General features: G+C 36.7%; 24 protein-coding genes. 11 read left to right on the forward strand and 13 right to left on the reverse strand.

Annotated elements, in window-relative coordinates:
- Positions 1 to 77: 77 nt before the first annotated feature.
- Entirely contained in the window at positions 78 to 1,091 is a 1,014-nt protein-coding gene (locus G504_RS0105190; RefSeq protein ID WP_019669086.1) for an NAD-dependent epimerase/dehydratase family protein, read from the forward strand.
- Here G504_RS0105190 and G504_RS0105195 read toward each other — a convergent pair.
- The 3 genes from G504_RS0105195 to G504_RS0105205 are packed head-to-tail and all read right to left on the reverse strand — an operon-like array spanning position 1,076 to position 3,522.
- Positions 1,076 to 1,459, reverse strand: coding sequence for a DUF4296 domain-containing protein (locus tag G504_RS0105195; protein WP_019669087.1), 384 nt, complete (start codon positions 1,457 to 1,459; stop codon positions 1,076 to 1,078). The two genes, G504_RS0105190 and G504_RS0105195, sit on opposite strands and share 16 nt — an antisense overlap.
- 2 nt (positions 1,460 to 1,461) lie before the next feature.
- Complete coding sequence (locus G504_RS0105200; RefSeq protein ID WP_019669088.1) at positions 1,462 to 2,796, reverse strand: dihydroorotase; 1,335 nt, start codon at positions 2,794 to 2,796, stop codon at positions 1,462 to 1,464.
- 3 nt (positions 2,797 to 2,799) lie between these two features.
- Positions 2,800 to 3,522 carry a polyprenol monophosphomannose synthase gene (locus G504_RS0105205; protein ID WP_019669089.1) on the reverse strand — a complete coding sequence of 241 codons (723 nt, stop codon included), beginning with the start codon at positions 3,520 to 3,522 and terminating at the stop codon, positions 2,800 to 2,802.
- 133 nt (positions 3,523 to 3,655) lie between these two features.
- Between G504_RS0105205 and G504_RS0105210 the strand changes: the two genes are divergently transcribed.
- The 3 genes from G504_RS0105210 to G504_RS0105220 are packed head-to-tail and all read left to right on the forward strand — an operon-like array spanning position 3,656 to position 6,728.
- Positions 3,656 to 5,320 carry an ArnT family glycosyltransferase gene (locus tag G504_RS0105210; protein ID WP_019669090.1) on the forward strand — a complete coding sequence of 555 codons (1,665 nt, stop codon included), beginning with the start codon at positions 3,656 to 3,658 and terminating at the stop codon, positions 5,318 to 5,320.
- Positions 5,320 to 5,985, forward strand: a complete 666-nt coding sequence (locus tag G504_RS0105215; protein WP_019669091.1) for a DUF4271 domain-containing protein — start codon at positions 5,320 to 5,322, stop codon at positions 5,983 to 5,985. Before G504_RS0105210 ends, G504_RS0105215 begins: the two co-directional genes overlap by 1 nt.
- Positions 5,982 to 6,728 (forward strand): uroporphyrinogen-III synthase, encoded by a 747-nt coding sequence (locus G504_RS0105220; protein ID WP_019669092.1) that lies wholly within the window; start codon positions 5,982 to 5,984, stop codon positions 6,726 to 6,728. The genes G504_RS0105215 and G504_RS0105220 overlap by 4 nt, the downstream gene beginning before the upstream one ends.
- A 221-nt stretch (positions 6,729 to 6,949) precedes the next feature.
- Here the strand turns inward: G504_RS0105220 and G504_RS0105230 are convergent, their stop codons facing one another.
- Positions 6,950 to 7,336: a DUF423 domain-containing protein gene (locus G504_RS0105230; protein ID WP_019669094.1), complete on the reverse strand. Its 387-nt coding sequence runs from the start codon at positions 7,334 to 7,336 to the stop codon at positions 6,950 to 6,952.
- Positions 7,337 to 7,417: 81 nt separating this feature from the next.
- Here G504_RS0105230 and G504_RS0105235 point away from each other — a divergent pair, with 81 nt between their 5' ends.
- Positions 7,418 to 8,791 (forward strand): saccharopine dehydrogenase family protein, encoded by a 1,374-nt coding sequence (locus G504_RS0105235; RefSeq protein ID WP_019669095.1) that lies wholly within the window; start codon positions 7,418 to 7,420, stop codon positions 8,789 to 8,791.
- A gap of 49 nt (positions 8,792 to 8,840) precedes the next feature.
- Positions 8,841 to 9,311 (forward strand): Lrp/AsnC ligand binding domain-containing protein, encoded by a 471-nt coding sequence (locus G504_RS0105240; protein WP_019669096.1) that lies wholly within the window; start codon positions 8,841 to 8,843, stop codon positions 9,309 to 9,311.
- Positions 9,312 to 9,338: 27 nt separating this feature from the next.
- On the opposite strand, the gene G504_RS0105245 is transcribed toward G504_RS0105240, so the two are convergent.
- From G504_RS0105245 to leuS, 3 genes are all read right to left on the reverse strand, one after another.
- Complete coding sequence (locus G504_RS0105245; RefSeq protein ID WP_026348412.1) at positions 9,339 to 10,043, reverse strand: zinc metallopeptidase; 705 nt, start codon at positions 10,041 to 10,043, stop codon at positions 9,339 to 9,341.
- A gap of 92 nt (positions 10,044 to 10,135) precedes the next feature.
- On the reverse strand, positions 10,136 to 11,236 hold the full coding sequence (gene ald / locus G504_RS0105250; protein ID WP_019669098.1) for an alanine dehydrogenase: 1,101 nt from the start codon (positions 11,234 to 11,236) through the stop codon (positions 10,136 to 10,138).
- Between the two features lie 318 nt (positions 11,237 to 11,554).
- Entirely contained in the window at positions 11,555 to 14,389 is a 2,835-nt protein-coding gene (gene leuS / locus G504_RS0105255) for a leucine--tRNA ligase (protein WP_019669099.1), read from the reverse strand.
- An 80-nt stretch (positions 14,390 to 14,469) separates the two neighbouring features.
- Here leuS and G504_RS0105260 point away from each other — a divergent pair, with 80 nt between their 5' ends.
- Genes G504_RS0105260 through G504_RS0105280 form a run of 5 tightly spaced genes read left to right on the forward strand, consistent with a single transcriptional unit; the run spans position 14,470 to position 17,939 of the window.
- Positions 14,470 to 15,348, forward strand: coding sequence for a cell division protein FtsX (locus tag G504_RS0105260; protein WP_019669100.1), 879 nt, complete (start codon positions 14,470 to 14,472; stop codon positions 15,346 to 15,348).
- 9 nt (positions 15,349 to 15,357) lie between these two features.
- Positions 15,358 to 15,630: a DUF3098 domain-containing protein gene (locus G504_RS0105265; protein WP_019669101.1), complete on the forward strand. Its 273-nt coding sequence runs from the start codon at positions 15,358 to 15,360 to the stop codon at positions 15,628 to 15,630.
- Positions 15,631 to 16,425, forward strand: coding sequence for an undecaprenyl-diphosphate phosphatase (locus G504_RS0105270; RefSeq protein WP_019669102.1), 795 nt, complete (start codon positions 15,631 to 15,633; stop codon positions 16,423 to 16,425).
- 38 nt (positions 16,426 to 16,463) lie between these two features.
- Positions 16,464 to 17,156: a tRNA pseudouridine(55) synthase TruB gene (truB, locus tag G504_RS0105275; RefSeq protein WP_019669103.1), complete on the forward strand. Its 693-nt coding sequence runs from the start codon at positions 16,464 to 16,466 to the stop codon at positions 17,154 to 17,156.
- A 57-nt stretch (positions 17,157 to 17,213) separates the two neighbouring features.
- A complete protein-coding gene (locus G504_RS0105280) occupies positions 17,214 to 17,939 on the forward strand; it encodes an energy transducer TonB family protein (protein ID WP_019669104.1) in 726 nt (241 codons plus the stop codon).
- A gap of 163 nt (positions 17,940 to 18,102) precedes the next feature.
- On the opposite strand, the gene G504_RS20125 is transcribed toward G504_RS0105280, so the two are convergent.
- The 6 genes from G504_RS20125 to G504_RS0105305 all read right to left on the reverse strand — a co-directional run bounded on the left by G504_RS20125 (position 18,103) and on the right by G504_RS0105305 (position 24,298).
- Positions 18,103 to 18,213, reverse strand: coding sequence for a thioredoxin domain-containing protein (locus tag G504_RS20125; protein ID WP_157473092.1), 111 nt, complete (start codon positions 18,211 to 18,213; stop codon positions 18,103 to 18,105).
- Between the two features lie 70 nt (positions 18,214 to 18,283).
- Entirely contained in the window at positions 18,284 to 19,159 is an 876-nt protein-coding gene (locus G504_RS0105285; protein ID WP_019669105.1) for a YitT family protein, read from the reverse strand.
- Between the two features lie 29 nt (positions 19,160 to 19,188).
- On the reverse strand, positions 19,189 to 20,592 hold the full coding sequence (locus G504_RS0105290) for a TolC family protein (protein WP_026348413.1): 1,404 nt from the start codon (positions 20,590 to 20,592) through the stop codon (positions 19,189 to 19,191).
- Between the two features lies 1 nt (position 20,593).
- On the reverse strand, positions 20,594 to 21,946 hold the full coding sequence (locus G504_RS0105295; protein ID WP_019669107.1) for an HlyD family secretion protein: 1,353 nt from the start codon (positions 21,944 to 21,946) through the stop codon (positions 20,594 to 20,596).
- Positions 21,947 to 21,951: 5 nt separating this feature from the next.
- A complete protein-coding gene (locus tag G504_RS0105300) occupies positions 21,952 to 23,619 on the reverse strand; it encodes a peptidase domain-containing ABC transporter (protein WP_019669108.1) in 1,668 nt (555 codons plus the stop codon).
- Entirely contained in the window at positions 23,612 to 24,298 is a 687-nt protein-coding gene (locus G504_RS0105305) for a TetR/AcrR family transcriptional regulator (protein ID WP_019669109.1), read from the reverse strand. The genes G504_RS0105300 and G504_RS0105305 overlap by 8 nt, the downstream gene beginning before the upstream one ends.
- Between the last annotated feature and the right edge of the window lie 132 nt (positions 24,299 to 24,430).

A 24,430-nucleotide genomic window follows, 5' to 3' on the forward strand; every position in this document is an offset into this window, starting at 1 on the left:
CTGCAAATATAATAGAAATAGCCAGCAGCTTAACTTATTGAACAAATATATCCAACCGAAATGAGTAATTTAGCAGCATGATTTTAGTTACGGGAGGAACCGGTCTGGTAGGTTCTCATCTTTTATTTCATTTGCTCAGGCAAGGTGCTTCTGTTAAAGCTATTCATCGAAAAAATAGCAATATACAGAGGGTTAAAGAGGTATTCTCTTTTTATGAAGAAAATCCCGCAGCACTTTTTAGGCAAATTCAATGGATAGAAGCTGATATTAATGATATCCCGGCGCTTGAATTGGCCTTTGAAGATGTTACTTCGGTCTATCATTGTGCAGCCTTTATTTCGTTTGATCCAAATGATTTCAATTCATTACAAAAAATAAATAAAAGGGGTACAGAAAATATTGTAAACCTAAGTATTGCCAGGAAGATCAGGAAATTGTGTTATGTAAGTTCCATAGGAGCTTTGGGAAAGTCTGCAACAGGCCAAATGATCAATGAAGAAAGTGAATGGAATGATGCATTTTCAAATGTCTATGCATCTTCAAAACATTTTGCAGAAATGGAAGTCTGGAGGGGTGCGCAAGAAGGGCTCTCCATGGTAATTGTTAATCCTGGTGTTATCCTTGGTCCGGGATATTGGAAAAGTGGCAGTGGATTACTTTTTCAATCGGTTGCCAGGGGAATGCGCTATTACTTCCCGGGAGGCACCGGATTTATTTCAGTGGGTGATGTGGTTAAAATAATGGTTCAGCTTATGGATTCGCCTATCAAAAATGAACGTTTTATTGCAGTGGCGGAAAATTTGTCTTTTAAAAGTATTTTAGAGAAAATCTCTCACGGCTTTAACAGGCCCGCTCCTAAAATTCGATTGAAATTTTGGCAGTTAGAATTTTTCTGGAGAATAGACTGGGTTTTAAAATTGTTTATCTCCGGAAAAAGGAAATTAACAAAACAAGGGCTAAGATCTTTGCGCTACCCACAGGTTTATGATAATTTAAAAGTACAGGAAGCACTTAACATGGAATATGAACCGATAAAAGCATGTGTGGACTATGCATGTGTAAAGTATATGGAGGCTCATTCCTCCTCCTGAATTTCAATTAAGCTGTCTTTTTTACGTTCACCCAATTTGACAAAACGTTCTTTTTCATCGGTAATCCTGTTTTCCAATTTCTTATAAATATCCTCATATTCTAAAGGCAAGGAGGCATAATATAAATCACTGGTTACAAACTGTACACTATCAACTTGATATTTATTATAAATATAATCCATGGGCTCAAAATTCATATTTTCCATAACCTTGGGCCCCGAAGACTTAGCTGCATTTATAATGGCCAAATCATAAAGAATATCGATCATTTTGTCTTTGGAAATTAGATTAACAGGCTTTTCTACGACCTCCTCTCCACATGAGAAAAGAGTACCAATAAATACTATTAATAAGAAAATATTACGCATAACTATCTGTCAAAAGTGAGTCTTTTAGCATTTCTGAAACTCGAAAATTCTCCATTATTATAGGCTAAATGCCCATTTACAAAAGTTTGTGTGACTTTTGTTCTAAATCTTGTACTATCAAAGGGCGACCATGCGCATTTATATAAAATATTGTTTTTAGCAACAGTCCATGGTGAGTTCATATCTACTATAGCCAAATCTGCATAATAACCCTCTTTTATAAACCCTCGTTTTGCAATTTGAAATAGCTTTGCGGGATTATGGCACATTTTTTCAACCACTTTATCTATAGTAATAATTCCGTCCAGTGTTTTCTCCAGCATAGCAGCTAATGCATGCTGCACAAGAGGACCTCCGGAGGGTGCATTCATATAAGAGTTATGTTTTTCTTCTAAGGTATGTGGTGCATGGTCTGTGGCCACAACATCAATTCTATCATCCAGCAGAGCCTGCCATAATTTATCTCTGTCTGCAGAGGTTTTAACAGCAGGGTTCCATTTAATTAACGTTCCCTTCTCTGAATAATCCTTATCGGAAAACCATAGATGATGAATGCATACTTCTGCTGTAATCTTTTTTTGTTCTAAAGGAATGTCATTCCTGAAAAGCGCTGTTTCTTTTCCGGTAGAAACATGGAAAACGTGTAATCTGGCCCCTGTTTTCTCTGCAAGGGCAATTGCACGGGATGAAGAAAGGTAACAAGCTTGCTCACTTCGAATTAAAGGATGGTATTCCACGGGTATATCATCGCCATATATCGCCTTATATTTCTGTGTGTTTTCTCTGACGGTCTTTTCATCTTCGCAATGGACAGAAATTACCAGTTCTGTATTCTTAAATATTTTTTCAAGAACTTCCTCATCATCCACCAGCATATTTCCTGTAGAAGACCCCAGAAATAACTTTATGCCTGAACAGGCATACCTATCAAGTTTTTTTATTTCCTCCAGATTATCATTGGTGCCACCGAACAAAAAGGAATAATTGGCATATGATTTCTTTGAAGCTATTTCAAATTTTTGCTCCAGTTTTTCAATAGTAGTTGTTTGTGGCTTCGTATTGGGTTGCTCCATATAAGAAGTTATTCCACCTGCAATTGCAGCCCTGCTCTCTGACTCTATATCCCCTTTGTGTGTAAGCCCGGGCTCTCTAAAATGCACCTGATCATCTATTATTCCCGGTAAAACAATCTTCCCGCCTGCGTCAAGAATTTCTGCGTTTTTTGAAGAAAGATTACTCCCGATTTTTGCGATAATCTCATCTTGAATTAAAATATCTGACTCAAATCTTAACCCTTCATTTATGATTACAGCATTTTTAATGAGTGTTTTACCCATAACTTAAATTTTGGTAAATAAACTTCTAAATTTCATATTGATAACTCCAAATACGGCTTCCCAGATAATTGAAGAACTCATCTTGGACTTCCCTTTCTCGCGATCTGTAAAAATGATGGAGACTTCTTCAATTTTAAATTTTTTGAGGTATGCTCTAAATTTCATTTCTATCTGAAAAGCGTATCCAACAAATTTTACGGTATCAAGGTTTATAGCCTCTAAAACTTTCCTTTTATAACAGACAAAGCCTGCTGTAGGGTCATGAACTCGCATGCCTGTAATTAATTTTACATAAAAAGAAGCGCCATAGGACAACAAGACTCTATAAAGTGGCCAGTTAACCACATTTACTCCTTTCTTATAGCGCGATCCAATTGCCAAATCTGCCCCATTTATACAGGCCCGGTATAATCTTTGCAGGTCTGAAGGCCTGTGTGAAAAATCGGCATCCATTTCAAAAATATATTCGTATTTTCTTGCCAATGCCCACTTAAATCCATGAATATAGGCAGTTCCCAAACCAGATTTCTCTTTTCTTACTTCAAGAAATAACCGCAAGGGATATTTCTTTTGTAATTCAATGACCTTATTGGCTGTACCATCGGGTGAATTGTCATCCACTATAAGGATATCAAATTCCTTTTTAAGTTGAAAAACCTCATGGATGATAGCCTCAATATTTTCAATTTCATTAAACGTTGGAATTATTACTAGGCTATCTGACATTTGGTTTTTGGCAATTTCAACAAAAATACTACTTTAAAAGGTCTGGCAGAAAATACGAAAGTAATTTTATCGTTTCTTTAAAGGAATTAATTAGTGCTATTATTTGTAATTTTGAACCGAATAGGCAACCGGAATGAAACTCAAACTACCCAGAATTTTCCTTTACTTATTGGTATTAATTTTTATACTAAACCTATTACAGGCTTATTTTACTGAGCTGATATTTGACGAAGCCTACTATTGGTATTACGCACAGAACATGGCATGGGGCTACTTTGATCATCCGCCTATGGTTGCTTTGATGATAAAGATAAGCAGCCTTTTTTTTAGTGGAGAGCTTGGAGTTAGATTTATAAGTACTCTATTTTCTGCAGGCACTTATATTGCTCTCTGGTTTTTATTTGATAACAAAGAAAAGAATAAATATATACGCCATTATTTTGTGTTGATTTTCTCAATGACCCTTATCCATGCCTATGGCTTCCTAACACTTCCCGATACACCTTTACTTTTTTTTACTGCTTTATTCTTATTGTTTTACAAGAAATTTTTAAAGTCGCCTTCCATAGGGATATCAATTATTTTGGGACTTGCTATGGCTGCTTTAATGTACAGCAAGTACCATGCTGTCCTGGTCATACTATTTGTGCTGGCATCTAATCTGCGCCTTGTCTTTAACAAATATGCCTGGCTTTCTGTACTGGTTTCACTGATATGTTATACACCCCATTTTATATGGCTTATTAATAATGACTTTATTTCTATTAAGTACCACTTGTTCGAAAGGCCAAACAGGGCTTATGAATTTGGGGATTTTACGGTGGGGTTTTTTATCAACCTCATGGTAATATTCGGATTAACGTTTCCATGGATATACAGAGCCTTATTAAAAACAAATAATAATGATAAATTCAATAAAGCTCTTCTGTTTTTAATCTATGGAATAATTGCTTTCTTTTTTATTTCCAGTTTTAACAGACGTGTACAAACACAATGGTTAATTGTTATTTGCATACCCATGATCGTAGTTGTATACAATCAAATACTCAAGGATAGGGTTACCCGAAAATGGATTTATATCCTGGGGATGGCAAACATTGTAATTTTAATGTTCCTTAGAATAGGGTTGATTTACCCCCCTCTTTTTCCAATTGTCTATGAAACACATGGAAATAAAGATTGGGTAAATGAAATTAGCTCACAAGTAGGATCAATTCCTGTAATATTTGAAAATTCCTATACGAAAGCACCAATGTATTCCTTCTATTCCGGCAATACCTCCTATTCACTCAATAATATCAGGTACAGGCAAAACCAGTTTACTTTAGACGAGTCGGAAAACCTTGTTCAGGGACAAAAGGTCATTTATATCTCAAGGTTTATGGATGAGGGTGACATTTCTTATTACGATGCAAAAGGTGATAAGCACTATGGCATCTATATAGATGATTTTGAATCTTTTCGAAAGTTGAGAACCATTATTGACGAGCCTGTTGAGTTGCTGGAAAACAAATATTTAGACTTTAAAATATACAATCCATACGCAACCGATATAGAAATCTCCAAATTAGAATTTGGAGTAGTTTTTCTTAACAAATACAAAAACTTCAGAGAAGTACAAAAATCTGAAGCAAGGCCCTCCCATGAAAATATGAGTATACTGAAATCTAAAGATACAACCAGCTTTAAAATTTTAATGCCAGAACCTAAAATTAATGATGCCTACTTTTTTAAGATTAGCATTTCTGAAAACGGACTTTATTGGGGTATAAACGGGGAAAACGTTAAATTGCCTTAATGGAACCTGTTCAAAGAGTAATTCATAACATAAACTGGATAACGATCATTATCTTTTCCAGCATTCTCTGTATAGTAATTGCAAAGAATTTGTTTTATAACAGGTTCCTGAATTTTATGATTCTTCCTTTTAATAACAAGTATATTTTTATGTATAATAAAAAGGATAAACTAATAAACTGGTTCAACATTTTTTTTACACTATTCCAGTTACTAAATTTTTCACTTTTTATTTACTACGCTTCAAATATTTTGTCTAATTCAAATAGTGACCTGTATTTTTTAGTTTTTTCAATTATTCTGGGGTTTCTGGTTTTATTTTTATTTGGGAAAATATTACTCCAACTGGGTAGTGGTTTTATCTTTAATAATAATAAAATAATATCCGAATTCATTTTTAAAAAACTATCCTACCTTAACTTCAGCAGTATCATCATGTTAGCGGCAAATATTGTCCTTACTTATGTGTTTAAGGACTCTAAAATAGTTGTATTTGTCAGCATATTCCTGGTTGTAGTTGTAAATATTATTGGTTGGATAACAATTATAAAAAATTATCAAAAAATAATCTCCGGTTACTTTTTCTATTTTATTTTGTACCTTTGCGCACTCGAAATTGCACCCTTTGTAATCATCGCAAATTATCTAAAAGATCAAGGTATATGAAGATAAAAACGATTTTGGTATCACAACCAGAACCAAAAATGGAAAATTCTCCATACCTAAGGTTAATTGAAAAGGAAAAAGTAAAGGTAGACTTTAGGCCATTTATACATGTTGAAGGGGTAGAAGCCAAGATTGTAAGGCAGCAAAAGATAGATCTTAAAAATTATACGGCTATAATCCTTACCAGCAGGAATTCTGTTGACCATTTTTTTAGAATAGCGGAAGAAATGCGTTTTAAGGTACCCGATACCATGAAATACTTTTGCCAATCTGAGGCAGTGGCTTATTATCTTCAGAAATATGTTGTTTACAGGAAACGTAAAATTTATGTAGGTAAAAGAAATTTTAGTGAATTACTGCACTTGTTTAAAAAATATAAAGAAGAATCCTATTTACTGCCTTCTTCTGATGTATTAAAACCTAGCATCCCCAATACATTGAATGAACTTGGAGTGAATTGGGATCGAGGTATTTTTTATAAAACGGTTATAAGTGATCTTTCTGATTTAAGAAATGTCTACTATGATGTTCTCGTATTTTTTAGTCCCTCCGGAATAGAATCATTGCTTAAAAATTTTCCGGACTTCGAGCAAAAAGACACGAGGATTGCGGTCTTTGGAAATTCAACTGTGGTTGCGGCAACGGATGCTGGCCTGCGAATAGATATCCAGGCCCCTACTCCGGAAACACCTTCCATGACTATGGCTTTACAGAAGTATATTACCAGTGTCAACAAAAAATAAAAACTAAATTAAAAAGGTCTCATTTACTGAGACCTTTTTAACTGGTAGTAATAGCATGTGGCACACCCGGCCTGATAACTTGGCTGGCTTGATGTTTAATGAGTACAAAGGCAGGGTAGCCCAAAACAAAATTATATCCCCCCCGGCCCCGGCTAAATTTTAAGTATTTATTGCTAAAACCTTCTGATTTCCAAGCCAATCAGTAATTTGATGAATCCGGGTTATTTAAATTTTTTACATGCCTGATACCCTAAAAGTATCCAGCCAATAATCAATAGCAGGCCCCCGATTGGGGTTATAATGCCTATTGTTTTAAAATCAAAGCCGGTAAGACTATTCGTAGCGAGGAAATAGATTGAAAATGAGAAAAAAATAATCCCCGAAACAATAAAATAAAACACCACTTTTTTTTCTTTGCCTGGAATACTTTTTATACTTCCAAGAATAAGTAGTAATAGCGCGTGATACATTTGATACGTAACCCCGGTCTTAAAAGTCTCTTTTTCGCTTGCAGTGATTAGGTCATCCAGGCCATGAGCCGCAAATGCACCCAGTATTACCGCCAAAACAGCAAAGAAAACCCCCGTACAGAAAATTGTTTTGTTCATAACTTAAATGGCCATATTTCTTGTAAATGTAACAATTTGATACCTTAGTCCTCGCAATAGTTTGTATAGAAAATAAGTTAAATGTCACGAAAAATATTAGTCATTGGGGCAGGCAAATCCACCTCCTATTTGTTGGATTACTTGCTGGAAAAAGCAGATTCGGAAAATCTATTTTTAACTATAGGAGATCTGAATCCCGGAATAGTTCCTGATGAAATAAAAAACAATCCTTCATGCAAAGTTATTAGGTTAGATATTTTTGAGGATGATGAAAGGGATATGGCTATTAAAAACTCAGATATTGTCATTTCCATGCTCCCGGCCCGTTTTCACATAAAAGTTGCTGAAGATTGTATTCGCTTAAAAAAACATATGGTTACTGCCTCATATGTAAGTGAAGAAATTAAAAAATTAGACGCTTCTGCCAAAAAAAATGGTTTGGTATTTATGAATGAAATTGGCCTGGACCCGGGCATTGATCATATGAGTGCAATGCAGTTTATAAACAAAATCAGGGACAAAGGAGGCAAAATGTTATTGTTTGAATCGTTTACCGGCGGCCTGGTTGCTCCGGAGAGTGATACTAACCTGTGGAATTATAAATTTACATGGAATCCCAGAAATGTTGTTATTGCCGGTCAAGGTGGAGCCGCTAAATTTATACAGGAGGGCACATACAAATATATTCCTTATCATAAACTATTCAGGAGAACAGAATTTATGAAGATTGAAGGTTATGGGACCTTTGAAGCATATGCTAACAGAGATTCTTTGAAATACAGGGAAGCTTATGGCTTAGAGAAAGCACTAACTCTCTACAGAGGCACTATGCGACGTGTTGGTTTCTCCAAAGCCTGGAACATGTTCGTTCAACTGGGCATGACGGATGATAGCTATACTATAGAAAATTCTGATGGAATGTCCTACCGGGAATTTACCAATCTTTTTTTACCCTATTCACCAACCGACTCGGTTGAACTTAAACTAAGGCATTATCTCAAAATAGATCAGGATGATATTATGTGGGAAAAACTGCTGGAATTAAGCCTTTTCGATTCAAAAAAAACTATCCACATAAAAAATGCTACTCCCGCGCAAATGCTGCAAAAAATATTGGAAGACAGCTGGACGATGGAGCATGACGATAAAGATATGATTGTCATGTATCATAAGTTCGGATATGAATTAGATGGGAAAAAACAACAACTTGATGCAAATATGGTGGTGATCGGTGAAAATCATACCCATACGGCAATGGCCAAAACAGTTGGCTTACCGGTGGCTATTGCTACCTTACTGATATTGAATAAAAAAATTACAACTCCGGGAGTCCAAATTCCTATTTTAAAGGAAGTGTATGAGCCTATCTTAGAGGAGCTGGCAACCTATGGCGTAGTTTTTAAGGAGTATAAAAAACCCTATTTGGGTTATAATCCTGATTCCGTAGCGGGTTAATATTTGAAACTATTTTTGGTATATTTAGATATTAAATGCAAGCCAGTTCATGAAATCAGGTAATGAAAATATAAAAATTGATGGGATTGATAAAAAAATCCTAAGGTACTTAATGCAGGATGCCAGAAAACCAATACTGGAAATTGCGAGAAATATTGGGATTTCCGGTGCTGCAATTCACCAAAGACTGCGAAAACTCGAAAAGTCAGGTCTTATTGCCGGATCCAAGTTTATTGTGAACCCAAAAGTTTTGGGTTATACAACCATGGCATACATAGGTATTTTCCTGGATAAGGCTATGAGTAATCCTGTTGCCGTTAAACAATTAGAAAAAATACCTGAAGTGCTGGAATGCCATTATACAACAGGCAATTGGTCTATCCTTGTAAAAGTTTTATGCAAAGACAATGAACATTTAATGCATTTGTTGAACAAAAAAATTCAGCAGATTGAGGGTGTTTCGAGAACAGAGACCTTCATATCACTGGATCAGCAGATAGACCGCCAAATTACTATTTAACAATTCAACAATATTGAAGCAGTGAACCTAATCTCTTCCACCGAAAACCTGGAATCCCCAGTATACCAAAGATGCCAGAGATCCAATTGCTGCAACAACGTAGGTTCTCGCCGCCCATTTTAAGGAATCTTCGGAACCTTTATATTCTTCCTGCGAAACAATGTTCTTCCTTTTTAACCATGCCAAAGCTCTGTTGCTCGCATCATATTCAACGGGAAGAGTAATAAAACTAAATAAAGTGGCAAACCCCATCATTATAAGTCCTGCCACGGCAATATAAAAACCGAACTGACCTCCTTGTCCCTCGGTTGAAGCTGCCAGTATAAGCCCTCCAAAGACTACCCATGTAGACATCCCCGATGTAACACTGACCACAGGAACTAATTTAGATCGTATTGAAAGCCACTCGTAAGCCTGAGCGTGCTGTACAGCATGACCACATTCGTGAGCTGCAACAGCCGCTGCGGCTGCATTGCGTTGGTTGTAAACCCCTTCACTCAGATTAACAGTTTTGGTTTTTGGGTTATAATGATCCGTAAGCATTCCGGCAGTCGAGACTACTTTGACATCCCTTATACCATGGTCACTTAACATTTGTTCGGCAATTTCCGCACCGCTCATACCATTGCGTAAATGCACTTTAGAATAATATTTAAATTTGCTTTTTAGCTTGTTACTTACCAACCAGCTCACCAGGGCTATAGCACCAAGTAATATATAATACATTGTCATAATTTCGTTTTTTACTAATTTAAAAGTAAATATTAGATAACAAAAACCCGGCCAATATTGAGCCGGGGTCTATTTACTGACAAAAAGTACATTTAAACTGTAAGCTCATTCCAATTAAAAGCTTCCAAAATCTCCTTATACACTACTTCTCCATGTACAATATTCAGGCCTCTCTGCAAAGAAGAATCTACTTCACAGGCCATTTCCCAGCCCAAATTTGCAAGTTTAAGGACGTATGGTAATGTAACATTTGTAAGAGCCATGGTAGATGTATGAGGCACCGCTCCGGGCATATTAGCTACGGAATAATGAACCACATCATTGATTATATAAATGGGGTCTTCATGTGTAGTTGGTCTTGTTGTCTCTACACACCCGCCTTGATCTACAGCAACATCAACAATTACAGTTCCTTTGCGCATGTCTCCTAACATATCTCTGGTAATGAGCTTAGGAGCCTTTGAGCCTTTCAACAGAACTCCGCCTATAATTAAGTCATGCGTTTTTATATGCTTTCTTATATTGAATTCATTAGAAAACTCAGTTACTACATGGCTGGGCATTACATCATTTATATATCGAAGCCTCTTCATATTTACATCCAAAATTGTAACATGTGCACCAAGGCCGGCTGCCATTTTTGCAGCCTGCGTTCCAACAACCCCGGCCCCAAGTACAAGAACCCGTCCCGGCGCAACCCCGGGAACACCTCCCAATAAAACCCCCCTTCCTCTGACGGGTTTCTCCAGGTATTTTGCACCTTGTTGTATTGCCATCCTCCCTGCAACTTCGGACATTGGAGTTAATAAAGGCAGTGTTCCATCTTCATCTTCAACAGTTTCATATGCAATGCACACTGCTTTGCTATCTATCATGGTCCTGGTTAAAGACTCACTGGAAGCGAAATGAAAATATGTAAAAACCAGCTGTCCTTTTTGGATATAATTGTACTCCTCTTCAATGGGTTCCTTCACTTTGACAATCATTTCAGCCATGGCATAAACCTGCCCAATAGTATCTAATATCATTGCACCGGCTTGTTTATAGTCCTCGTCAAAAAATCCGCTTCCTTCACCGGCACCAGACTGAATGTAAACTGTATGATTGTTTTTAACTAGTTCAAATACTCCGGCGGGGGTCATTCCAACCCTGCTTTCGTTGTTCTTGATTTCTTTAGGTACCCCTATTATCATTGTGATAGAATTTTATGTTCAGTTCAAAAATGTAACAATAATCCTTGAAAATGAAATAAAATCGATAAAATGTAGGGTAAATTCCCTAATTATAACATTTTTTAATGGTTAGCCTCTATTTTAGAGGGGGTATATTTTTAAAATATTAGTTTTTTGAACGCTTATTTACTAAAATAGAGGGGGTGTGTTCTAATTTATATCAAAATATGCTGGTGACTATCGTTTTATGCCAGCGTGTAAAATTCCTTACAATTACTCCTCTTAATCTCGTAATACTTCAAGACGGAAATTTTGGCTATTTTGAATGATGGACAAGAATTAACCTACGATATTTACAATTTTGCCGGGAACCACAATTACTTTTTTAGGGGTACGCCCCTGAAGTTGAGCCTTTGTTTTTTCATGAGCCAGAACGGCTGATTCTATTTCTTCTTTTCCCATATCCAAAGGAAGCTCAATCGTGAAACGCATTTTACCGTTAAATGAAATCGGATATTCTTTGCTGTTTTCTATAAGATAATCAGCTTCAAATTTTGGAAATGGCTCCGTTGAAATAGATTCTTTATGTCCTAGTTTTTCCCAAAGTTCTTCAGCAATATGGGGGGCATATGGCGAAACCAAAATTGCGAGGGGCTCCAGAATAGATTTATTGCTGCACTTTTGCGCGGAAAGTTCATTTACACAAATCATAAAGGTTGCTACCGAAGTATTGAAAGAAAATTGCTCTATATCCTCCTCCACTTTCTTTATTGTTTTATGAAGTGTTTTTAGTGCTTCTTTAGCAGGCAACTCTTCTGAAACATGAAAACTACCCTCTGAACCAGAATGATATAGCCTCCATAGTTTTTTCAGAAAAGCATATACCCCTGAGATACCTGCAGTATTCCATGGTTTAGCCTGTTCAAGCGGCCCAAGAAACATTTCATACATGCGCAGTGCATCTGCACCAAATTCTTCGCATATTTCATCAGGGTTCACCACATTATATTTGGACTTGGACATTTTTTCAACTTCTCGTCCAACAATATACTTTCCGTTCTCCAAAACAAATTCGGCATCCTTGAACTCAGGTCTCCATTTTTGGAATGCCGCAATATCCAATTCATCAGATGAGCTAACTAAAGAAACATCGGCATGTAATGGAGTAACTTTAAGTCCATTTATCAATCCTTTGGAAATCAACTTATTCGTACCTTCTTCTCTATAAACAAAGGCGCTGGTTCCAAGGATCATCCCCTGATTTATTAATTTTCTGGCATATTCTTCATAAGGAACCAATCCCTTATCAAACATAAATTTCTGCCAAAAACGGGAGTATAACAGATGTCCGGTGGCATGTTCAACACCCCCTATATAGAGATTTACCTGTTGCCAGTAGTTAATTGCTTCCTGTGAGAAGATTTCCTTATTGTTTTCCGGGTCCATGTACCGGTTAAAATATTGGGAACTTCCTGCCCATCCGGGCATAGTATTAAGTTCTAAGGGAAAAACAGTCTTGTTATCTATTAAATTATTATCTACAACTTTACATTGTTTTATATCCCAGGACCAAACCGAAGCATTCCCTAAAGGGGGTTCTCCAGTATCTGTAGGTAAATATTTTTCAACTTCCGGTAATGTTAAGGGTAGATTTTCCTCGCTAATCATTTTTGGGATTCCATCAACATAATAAACCGGAAAAGGTTCTCCCCAATAACGCTGGCGACTAAAAACAGCATCTCTAAGGCGGTAATTTACTTTCCCTTGTCCGCTGCCAATTTTTTCTAGTTCGGAAATCACTTTTTTGGTAGCTTCCTTAAAATCCAATCCGTTTAAAAACCCGGAATTAGTAATTACAGTTAATTCTTTATTTGCAAAGGCCTCCTCAGAAATATCAATACCTTCAAATATGTTTGGAACAGGAATATTAAAATGTTTTGCAAAATCATAATCGCGCTGGTCTCCGGCTGGAACGGACATTACGGCTCCGGTACCATAACCCGCTAAAACATAATCCCCGATCCATATTGGTATTGATTCCCCTGTAAAAGGGTGTTCGGCATATGCACCTGTAAATGCACCCGTGATACTCTTAACATCTGCCAGCCTATCTCGTTCGGATCTTTTGGAAGTGATTTGAACATAGCTTTCAACTTCCTCTTTTTGTTCCTGTGTAGTAATTTTCGACACCAACTCGTGTTCCGGAGCGAGAGTCATGAAACTTACACCAAAAATCGTATCCGGACGTGTTGTGAAAACCTCAATAGGATAGGAACTTTGGTTGTCTACGGAAGGCATAGTATTGAATGTAACTGAAGCTCCCACGGACCTACCAATCCAATTTGCCTGGGCATCTTTCAAAGACTGAGGCCAATCAACTTTTTGTAAATCATCGATGAGTCGCTGTGCATATGCAGTAATACGCATGCTCCATTGGGTCATTTTTTTCCTTACAACCGGATGTCCTCCACGCTCGGAAACACCATTAACTATCTCGTCATTAGCAAGTACTGTTCCCAGAGCAGGACACCAGTTAACCACCGTGTCTGCTAAATAAGTTAATCTGTACTTCAATAACAGTTCTTCCTGCTTTTTTTCATTCAGTTTATTCCATTCTGCAGCAGTAAATACAGGGGTGTCTTCGTCACAAGCTGCCTTGATATTCACATTCCCCTCTTTCTTAAAAATCTCTATAAGCTGCTCTATTTCTTCTGCTTTATCCTTGCTTTTGTCATACCAGGAATTAAAAAGCTGAATAAATATCCATTGCGTCCACTTGTAATATTTCGGGTCAGAGGTGCGGACTTCCCTATTCCAGTCAAAAGAGAATCCCAGTTTATCCAATTGCTCTCTGTATCTCGCTATATTGGTCTCTGTAGTAACAGATGGGTGCTGTCCGGTCTGTATGGCATATTGTTCTGCAGGCAGACCAAAAGAATCATATCCCATGGGATGCAACACATTAAATCCCTTATGTCTTTTATATCGGGCATAAATATCGCTGGCAATATAACCCAAAGGGTGTCCTACATGAAGTCCGGCACCTGATGGGTAGGGAAACATATCCAATACGTAATACTTCTCCTTCTCAGAACCATCAATTGCTTTGAATGTGCTTTTTTCCGCCCAATATCTTTGCCATTTGGCCTCAATCTCCCTAAAATTATAGCTCATAATTTTTGTTTATAACCGATACCGCGCAAAAATAAGTTTATTCAATTTACTTTCCTATTTTTACGTATTCATATCCCGCTATGAGCAAATCTTTTGAACTCTATCAAAAACGCAAGTTGATCTCTTCCTACTTTTCGGTGGTTTTGAGTATTGGGCTTGTATTATTTTTATTAGGTGTTTTAGGCCTATTAGTGCTAAATACCAAAAAGTTGGCGGATCATTTTAAAGAACAAATAAAAATATCCGTTTTCTTAAAAGACAATGCCAAAGAAGTTGAGGTAGATCAATTACAGAAAAGCCTGGTAATGGCAGATTATACCAAATCTGCAGAATATGTCTCCAAAGAAGAAGCCGCTGAAGTGCACAGTGCCGAAATTGGTGAAAACTTCCTGGATTTTTTGGGTTATAATCCTCTTAAAAATTCAATTGATGTTACTTTAAAAGCAGATTTTGTATCAACAAATCAAGTAGCGGAAATTGCAGAAGAAATAGCCAAAAGGGACTATGTGGAAGAAGTAAGCTATGATAGGCCACTTATTGCTTTGCTTACGGAAAATGTAAAACGAATCAGTTTCTGGATATTGGTAGCAAGCGCTGTTTTTACACTAATCGCCGTTTTATTAATTAATAGTTCAATCCGCTTATCTATATATTCTAAAAGGTTTATTATTAAAACTATGCAAATGGTGGGTGCTACAAAAAGGTTTATCAGAAGGCCATTTATTTGGACAAACATTAAATTAGGAATGCTGGGTTCCTTATTAGCACTGATAGCCCTGGGTACTGTACTTTATTATGTAAATATGAATTTCCCGGAATTAAATCTTTTACAGGACATTATGATATTAAGCATCCTTTTCGTTGGCGTTTTTGTTTTAGGTGTACTTATTTCATTAATTAGCACCTATTTTGCGACACAGCGTTTTCTTAATCTCAGAACAGATGATTTATATTATTAAATTTGCAGCATGAGTCAAAAGCAAAAAAACAAACAAACCCAGGTCCCGAAGGCCGAATTTATCTTCCAGAAAAAAAATTATTTCTTTATGTTTATAGGGCTTGCGTGCATAGCTCTTGGTTTTATTTTAATGAGCGGAGGTGGAAGTGATGACCCTAATGTATTTAATCCGGATATTTACAGCTTCAGAAGAATTCGGTTGGCGCCAACACTGGTCCTTATTGGTTTAGGGATAGAGATATATGCCATCCTATTAAATCCTCATAAGTCGAAAAATAACTAATTGGAAATCATAGACGCAATTATCCTTGGCATAGTACAGGGATTAACAGAATTTTTACCCGTTTCTTCCAGTGGCCATCTGGAATTGGGAAAGGCAATTTTAGGTGATAACTCTATTCCTGAAGAAAGTCTTTTGTTTACCGTTGTATTGCATTTTGCCACAGCCCTGAGTACCATTGTTGTCTTTAGAAAAGATGTTTGGACAATTTTCAGAGGATTATTTCAATTTAGATACAATGAAGAAACCCTTTTTTCATTAAAAATAATTGTCTCCATGATTCCTGCGGCTGTTGTTGGCCTTGTCTTTGAAGAAGAGCTGGAAGGCCTTTTTGGCGGTAATGTAGCGTTTGTTGGATATATGCTCACCATAACGGCATTACTGCTTTACTTAGCAGATAAGGCCCGGGAAACCGAAAAGAAAGTTACCTTTCTAAATGCATTTATTATAGGAATTTCACAGGCTATTGCAATTTTACCGGGTATTTCCAGAAGCGGGGCCACTATTTCCACATCCGTATTATTGGGTGTAGATAAGACCAGAGCTGCCAGATTCTCATTTTTAATGGTTGTACCCCTTATAATAGGTAAAATGGCCAAAGATATTATTGGGGGAGAACTTCAATTTGAAAGTGAACAGACACTTGCCATGGGAGCTGGCTTTGTGGCCGCTTTCATAGCCGGTTTAGCCGCCTGTACCTGGATGATTCAGCTCGTGAAAAAAAGTAAGCTGACTTACTTTGCCATCTACTGTTTTGTTGTTGGATTCATTGCTATTGGTTTTGGTCTTTGGGGTTAAGTTCATTATTTATGTATCTTTTCATTTAAATTAATGTCTTGAAAACGGAGCAAGATTTTTTGGAGGGGCAACTTATTCTAATAGATAAACCTTTAAAATGGTCATCTTTTCAGGCCGTTAACGCTATAAAGTGGGCAATTAGAAAAAGATACCAGTTAAAAAAGATTAAAGTGGGTCATGCCGGGACATTAGACCCTCTTGCCAGCGGACTCTTATTAATTTGTGTCGGGAAATTCACAAAGCGAATTCATGAATTTCAAGGAATGCCAAAAGTTTATGAGGGTACTATCACATTGGGTAGCTCCACTCCTTCTTATGATTTGGAGACTGAAATAGATACTTTATATCCAACTGAGCACATCACCGAAGAACTGATTCATAAGGCAAGAACTTCATTTCTAGGCAAGATTGCCCAAAAACCTCCTGTTTTTTCAGCTTTAAAAAAAGACGGAAAGCGCCTGTATGAATATGCAAGAGAAGGCAAGGAGCTGGAGCTAAAGGCACGGTCCGTTGAAATTTTTGCATTTGAAATATTGCAAATAAATATGCCGGATATACATTTCAGGATACAATGCAGCAAAGGAACTTATATTCGATCTATCGCCCATGATTTTGGAAAAGCATTGAATTCCGGAGGATACTTATCATCCCTAAGAAGAACCAAAATAGGTGAATACAACGTAGATAATGCGGTAACACCGGCATATTTTAAGGAAAATATAGATATTTAACCTCTTTAAAATAAGCTAATGAGTGAAATATATTTTTAAAAAGGTGGTTATACAAATATGGACCTGAATAGAAGTCAGCTTTCTCTTATAATTACTTTCTTCTCCCTTTCTATCGTGATTTTATTACTTTTTAATATTCACCTTGGATCAGAGGAGCAGGAAGAGTATACAATAGAATTAAGCCTGGCCGACGAGGAGCTTGAAAAAATAATTGAAGAGTTGGAGAGGCAGGAAGAACTGGCAAATGCAGATCCCATAAAAAGTCATATGGCTTTTAACGAAACAGCCAAATCCAGTTTTGAAGAACCTGAACCACTTAAAACACTTGAAGAACTATTAGAAGAAAAAGAAGCCTCCATGAATGAGGATGAATTCCAGGAATATTTGAATTCAGATTCAGGGTATGCCGCGAGCCTTAAAGACCTCGTTAAAAAAAGAGAGGAAAAAAAACAACAATTAGAGGAAGCTGAAGCTAAGAAAAAAGAATTCACGAATAAGCTTGAAAAAAGGAAAACCTCTATTTCTTTTTCCTTAATCGATCGCACTAATTATTTGCTCCCCCCACCTATCTATACATGCATAGAAGGAGGGAAAGTGGTTGTTAACATTGAAGTAGACGCCTCGGGTAATGTTGTTGACGCCAGTTATAACGAAAAAAGTTCAAATACTTCTAATGGTTGCCTTGTTGAAAATGCTATTTCCTATGCGCTAAAAGCTAAATTCAGTTCCGCAACAAGAGATAGCCAGAAGGGAACAATTACCTACCTATTCCAAAGTAAGTAAACCCTATAGGCCATCCAATACAATTTAGTTACCCTTCGTGCTTATCATACCAATGTTGTAAATCCTGCGTAAACCGGGGTGTGAGTTCCACAGGTTCTTTTCATAATCCCCAACCATTTCAGTTGCCCTGTCAGGTCTTGGACCTCAGGAATTAATAACCTTCCTAACTTCGTTTATCCAACATTATTAGCATGGGAACAGGCATGGCACCATTGGTTAGAAACAGATTAATAAGCTCCGGGGTTTCATCTCTCAATGCAACTTTGAAAATAATTTCAGCAGATGCTTTATAACCTTATTCATTACAGGAATTAAGGGAGCAGCATTACTACCCCAACTTTCGGCTAAATTGCCCGTTTCTTGATCATTCCACCCCTTGTATCATTTATACTATTCATAACCACAAATGCATCAGGGTCTATCTTTAATATTTCGTTGTTTAATTTGTTGATTTCTAATCTTGTAATTACCGTATAGATGACTTCATAGTTATTGTGCATTCCATTTTTTTGATAACCACCACGGGCGTTGTAAATTGTCAGCCCTCTTCCAAGTTTATTAGTAATCATCATCCGAATTCTTTCACTTGCCTCAGATATAATAGTTACTCCTGTATATTCCTCTATCCCATCCACAACAAAATCAAGAGTTTTGGAAGCGGCCAGATAAGTAAGCATAGAATATAATGCTGATTCTATTGATAGCATATAAGCCGCGGCGAGAAAAATGATTAGATTAATGGCAATCATAACATCTCCGATTTTAGTTCCCAGTCTTTTGCTCAAATAAAGAGCAAGTACTTCCGTTCCGTCCAGAACGCCTCCTCCTCTAATTGAAAGACCAATACCAGCTCCTAAAAAAAATCCGCCAAAAACGGAAACTAAAAGTTTGTCTTTTGTTATCTCCGGAAACTCTATCAATGCAAGCGTTAAGGAAAGGCCGAGGATGGCAATGGTAGTTTTAATCGCAAAATTTTTTCCTATAACTTTAAATCCCAATAATAGAAAAGGTAAATTCACAAGAATAATCAAGGAATACAAAGGGAGTATTGTAGTTTCTGTTATTAAAAGTGATATCCCTGTTACGCCCCCATCTATGAATTTATTTGGGAGTAAAAAACTTTCTAACCCAAATGCAGCAGATAAAATGCCTGTGGAGATAAAAAAAGTATCCTGAATGATCAATTTAGGTAAAGTTGGCATAAGCTTGGTATGAGGCATTTTCAAACTGGTTTTTAAAATTTTGGTTTCTAAAGATTTTCCGGATTAATTGCCAGGCTTCTAAATAATTTAGCCTTGGCACTCAGGTATTTGTTTTGAACTTCATTTTGCTTGAGTTCGGAATCAATGAGTCTATTTTCCCTGCTAATTATTAAAAACAAGGAACTTTCTCCGAAATCGAATTTTCTTTCTTCTGCTGCCAATAGTTTATTATAGTCACTAACAATATCCTCAATAAGTGAATTCTGTATCTGATAAGAATCCAAAGCATTATAGGTTGCCAAAACTTTATTTTGAATTTCTATTTCAGCATTGTCCAATTCAAATTGAGTATCGTTTAGTTTAAACTTTGCTAATTTCAGATCTCCTCTTTCCTTTCTTAAAAATAATGGGAACAGGAAGTTAACACCTCCTTTATATTGCTGTGAATCATAAGAACTCAGAGTGCCCGGGGTTTCTGTAAGGAAGTTATACTCAATATCAATTTTTGGCAATAATTTATTGGCTTTTAACCTCTTATCTACCTCCAGGCCGGCCAATTTAAACCCTAAAGACTTAATCTTAGGATGGTTTTCCAATGAAAAACTATCTAACGGTTTTCCCATGATTTCCAGCGTAATATCCACCTCCTTATTTATGTCGATATTTGGAATGACATTTGGCTGCAACTCTATTGGAATATTATTTTCGATCCATAAATAATTCGAAAGCTCCAAAGTCGTATTGGTCAACTCAACCATGGCTTGTTCGAGACGAAGTTGCCTGTCCTGTAATGCAATTTTGGCTTCCACAACATCTATTGATGCAATATCACCTGCTTCCGCACTACGCTTAATTCCTTCCAATCTAGAACCGGCATTACCAACAAAATTCTCATAAACCGTTTTGTTTCTGTATGCCTGTAACCAATGGAAATAGGCTACTGACGCTTTATATAGAATCTCATTAACTAATAAATCTCTATCTGCCAGGGTCTGTTCTTTAAAATATTTGGCTCGTTTTAAGGTTGCCATTCTTTCATTGATCCATATTCCCTGAAGCACTGAAACAGAGATTCCCGCACTAAACAATCCGTCCTCTGGCAATGATTCATCCGGATTTAGAAACTCTCCATCATCCTGCTGAAAGTTACCTTTCAATTCTATCCCATACCAGGTAGGGACTTTGAAGGTAGCGTTAAAACGGTCATAATACTCAACACCCTTAAACTGCTTTCTTTCGTAATCTACTTCAATTTTTGGATCAAATCCACCTCTTGAGCGCATTAGATTTGCTTGCCCAATACCAATTTGTAATTCGGCCTGACGAGCAATAGGATGATATTTTTTTACATATCCTAAGAACTCGTAAAAGCTTAAAACTAGGGTGTCGTTCCCCTGAGCGTTTAATGAAAGTGAAACGAAAAGAATAAGTAAAAACCAATGCTTTTTCATATTACTTTTTCTCAGATTTAGACATTTCCCCATTCGGCTGATAGTAATTAGGAGGGAAACCATTTAGCTGTCGCCACAATTCAAACCAAATCGGCACGTCCTCTAAAAGGGCTATAGTATAGGCTCCGGAACCAACTCTTAAATCCTTTGGCCATTCATGGTCATTTGGATCAGGTGCTAATAGAATTCTGTATTTTCCATTGTCACTAATAAAAGTTTCAATGGCTACTACCTTTCCTCCATAAGTACCATAAGAGGCATTAGGCCATCCGCTAAAAACAATAGCTGGCCAGCCATCAAATTGAATGCGCACCTCTTCGCCCAAATGCATTAGCGGAAGATCTATAGGCTCAACATAAGTCTCAACTGCCAAATCATAGTCCGCAGGCATAATTCCTACCAAGCGCTCTCCTTCTTTGAATGTTTCACCTACACCGCCTTTAATGGCTTTATTGATATAACCATTTTGCGGTGCCCTTACGTAATACATTTCATTACGCATACTATAATTTGTAAACTCATTTTCCAGCTTTGTTACCTGAGCTTCAGAATCAAATTGATTGGATTGTGCCGTATACATATCGCTTTGCGCTTTGGATATTTTATCTGTATACGCCGCATTAACTCTGCTTATTTCTACCTGGGCATTTATAACCTCATTTTTTGAAGCAAGTAATTTATTCTCCTGCGAGATTAGTTTAGCCTGGGTTTCCTGCAACTTCAACCTTTTCTCCTCTACATCTGTTACGGCCTTTAATCCTTCTTTCTGCAATTGTACTACCCTGTTATATTGCCTTTCAGCAATACTGATGTTAGTTTTGGCGGCCTCCAGGTCAATGCTGTCACTTTGAACCTTCAATTTTGCCTGAATCAATTTATTCTCTGCCTGTTGATATTTCAGTTTCCGTTCGTTATTTAAAGCACTTATCTGATTATTAAGGGCTTTGACTTTACCTTCATAAGAAGTTACCGCATTTGACTTTGCAACTATTTGTTGCCCCGTTCTTTCTACCAAATTAGGATCGAAGTACTCATTTTTCGTTTCTGAAATAAATAAAATAGTATCGCCTTTTTTCACATAATCCCCTTCCTGCACATACCATTTCTCAATTCTACCGGGAATAGGCGACTGAATGGTCTGCGGCCGCTGATCTGGCTTTAGGGTAGTTAGATAACCCGTACCAGAGACATTTTGTGTCCAGGGCAAAAAAAGAATAATTATACCCGTGAATGCGAATATCAAAAGGAAGCGATTAAAATGCTTATAATGACGCGTATGAAAAACTTCCCTGGCAGAACTAAATTGTAATAAGTTCACCTTTTGATTTAATCTATTTGGAGATATATTTAGCATGTCTTTTAACTTTCACTAATTATTTTGCCTTTGTCCATTGTGATTATTCTTGTACAATGGTTTACCCATTCGTCATTCTGACTAACTACAACCAATGCCCACGGCCGGTCTTTACCAGAGAGAAAATTCATGATTTCCTTAGTTTCCTCAATTCCAAACTGATCTAAGGGGTCTTTAAGAATAAGCAACCTTGGTTTTCTGACAATACTTCGCGCCAGAACAATTTTCTTTGTGATTACATAGGGTATTTGTTGTCCTTCGGGATATAACATGGTTTTGATTCCTTTAGGTTGCTCCTTGACAAATTGCGTTAATCCGGTTTTTTCAAGAGCCCAGTAAACATCTTGATCGGATATATCTGTATCCCCAAAAGTGATATTTTCGAGTATACTTCCTTCAAAAGGGGACTCCTCTGTAAGAGACTGGCCTAAATGTGAGCGGTAATAATTTAAATTAATTGATTTTAAAGAAACATTATTAACAAAAATATCACCTTGATCGGGCTCAATTATACCCGCTATCAGCCGAAGTAATGTAGATTTACCGGATCCACTGCCACCGCGTATTAATATGGCGCATTTAGGTGTAATATTCAAGGAAACAGAATCAATGATATGTTTGCTTCGTCCTGGAACATTGTATCTTACATTGTCTAATTCAACTACAAAACTTTCATCATCCTTAAATGGTTTTTCACCTTGCTGTGGCTCCAATTCTTTGTCTACTACCTGACCTAACTTTTCAAGTGAGGTTAGTAAATCATAAAATGTCTCCAAACCCAATATCAGTTTTTCCACTGAACTTATTACCAATAATATGATAATTTCTGCCGCAACAAACTGCCCAATATTCATCTCCTGATTAAGTACAAGAATCCCCCCTATAAGCAATAAGCCCAATGTTACCAACACTTTAAAGCCAATCATTTGAATAAACTGGATCACTAATATTTTAAAGTGACTTTCCCTCGCACTAAGATAATCAGACACCAGTGCGTCCGTTTTATTCATAGCTAAATTGGTCTTACCAGACAGCTTAAAACTAATTATGGAGCGCGCCACTTCCTGTATCCAATGGGCAACTTTGTATTTATTTTTTGATTCGTCCAAACTAGTCTCCATCCCGCGTTGTGCAGTAAATTTGAATACTATATAAATAAGTAGTAATAGCAGAATCCCATAAATAATAAAGAAGGGATGATAAAATGAAAGCAATAATAATCCAAGTATTATTTGAAGTAAAGCGGCAGGGAAATCAATTAATATTTTAGAAAGCCCCTTTTGAACATTGAGGGTGTCAAAAAAACGATTCGCTAACTCCGGAGGATAGAAATTCAGCAATTGGTTCATCTTTATTTTCGGGAACCTATAGGCAAACTCAAATGCTGATCTAGTAAATATTTTTTGCTGAACATTTTCAATGATCCTTATTTGCATTAATTGCAGGACTCCTACAAAAGCTACTGCCAAGGTTACAAGTATTACCAAAATAATCCAGGAAGTACTAACCTGCGCACCCTGTATAAGGTTAATTATAGCCTGTATTCCCAGGGGAAGAGACAAATTAACAATTCCCGCAAAAATTGCGTAGTAAAAAACCTGGAGAATATCTCTCTTATCCAGCTTTAGCAATCCTAATAAACGCTGCCAGGCACTAAGAATATTTTTAGCCATTTTTTTTAATATTTAAGGTATTAAATGTGAGGTGTTTAAAATATTCCGTGGGGGTTATTTTCTTATTGCAACTTGTTAAAGAAGAAAAATGATCCATTAAAAAATACTGATGCAAAGCCCCCTCTATAATAGTACTGGCCAGACTTGAGGAATAAGGATAATCCGGATTAACCTCATTTATCATAAGGCTCATTCTATTAACCAGTCGTTTGTATATTACGAAATAACCGTCCTTGTTTTCCTGATCTACTTCTTTAGTCAGATAAGATTTGGAATACTCATTGATTACAATTTTATTCAGTAGAACTTCATTAATGTGGGTAAAAGCCAAGTCAATCTCGGTGGCTTGCGTCACAATTTCAATGGCTCTTTCCAGTTTGGAATTAGCTTCCGGGATACTGTTTGTTGCAAAAACCAACTGATATTCAAGCCAACCCCAATACCATGAAGCCAGATAAAGCAAAAGTTTATGTTTGTTTTCAAAATAGCGGTATATAGAACTTTCATTAGATCCGATTTTTTGACCTAGCTTTTTAAATGTAAAACTCTCGAAACCAAAATCATTGATCATAAAAATACTTTCTTCAACAATTCGTTTACCCAGGTTTGAGGACTCCGGGTCCTTTACATATAGTTTATCATTAATTGTAATCCGAACAGACTGGAATAATCTTTCCATATACTTTTATTTAAATATTGCGCAAATATAATAGTATTACTATCATGTTATAATAGTTTAACTATTTTTTAACGAAAGTATTACTATTTTTTATCTCTGAGGATAGCGTACAAATATTAACTCCTAATAAAT

Source organism: Eudoraea adriatica DSM 19308, assembly GCF_000382125.1.
Taxonomy (GTDB): domain Bacteria; phylum Bacteroidota; class Bacteroidia; order Flavobacteriales; family Flavobacteriaceae; genus Eudoraea; species Eudoraea adriatica.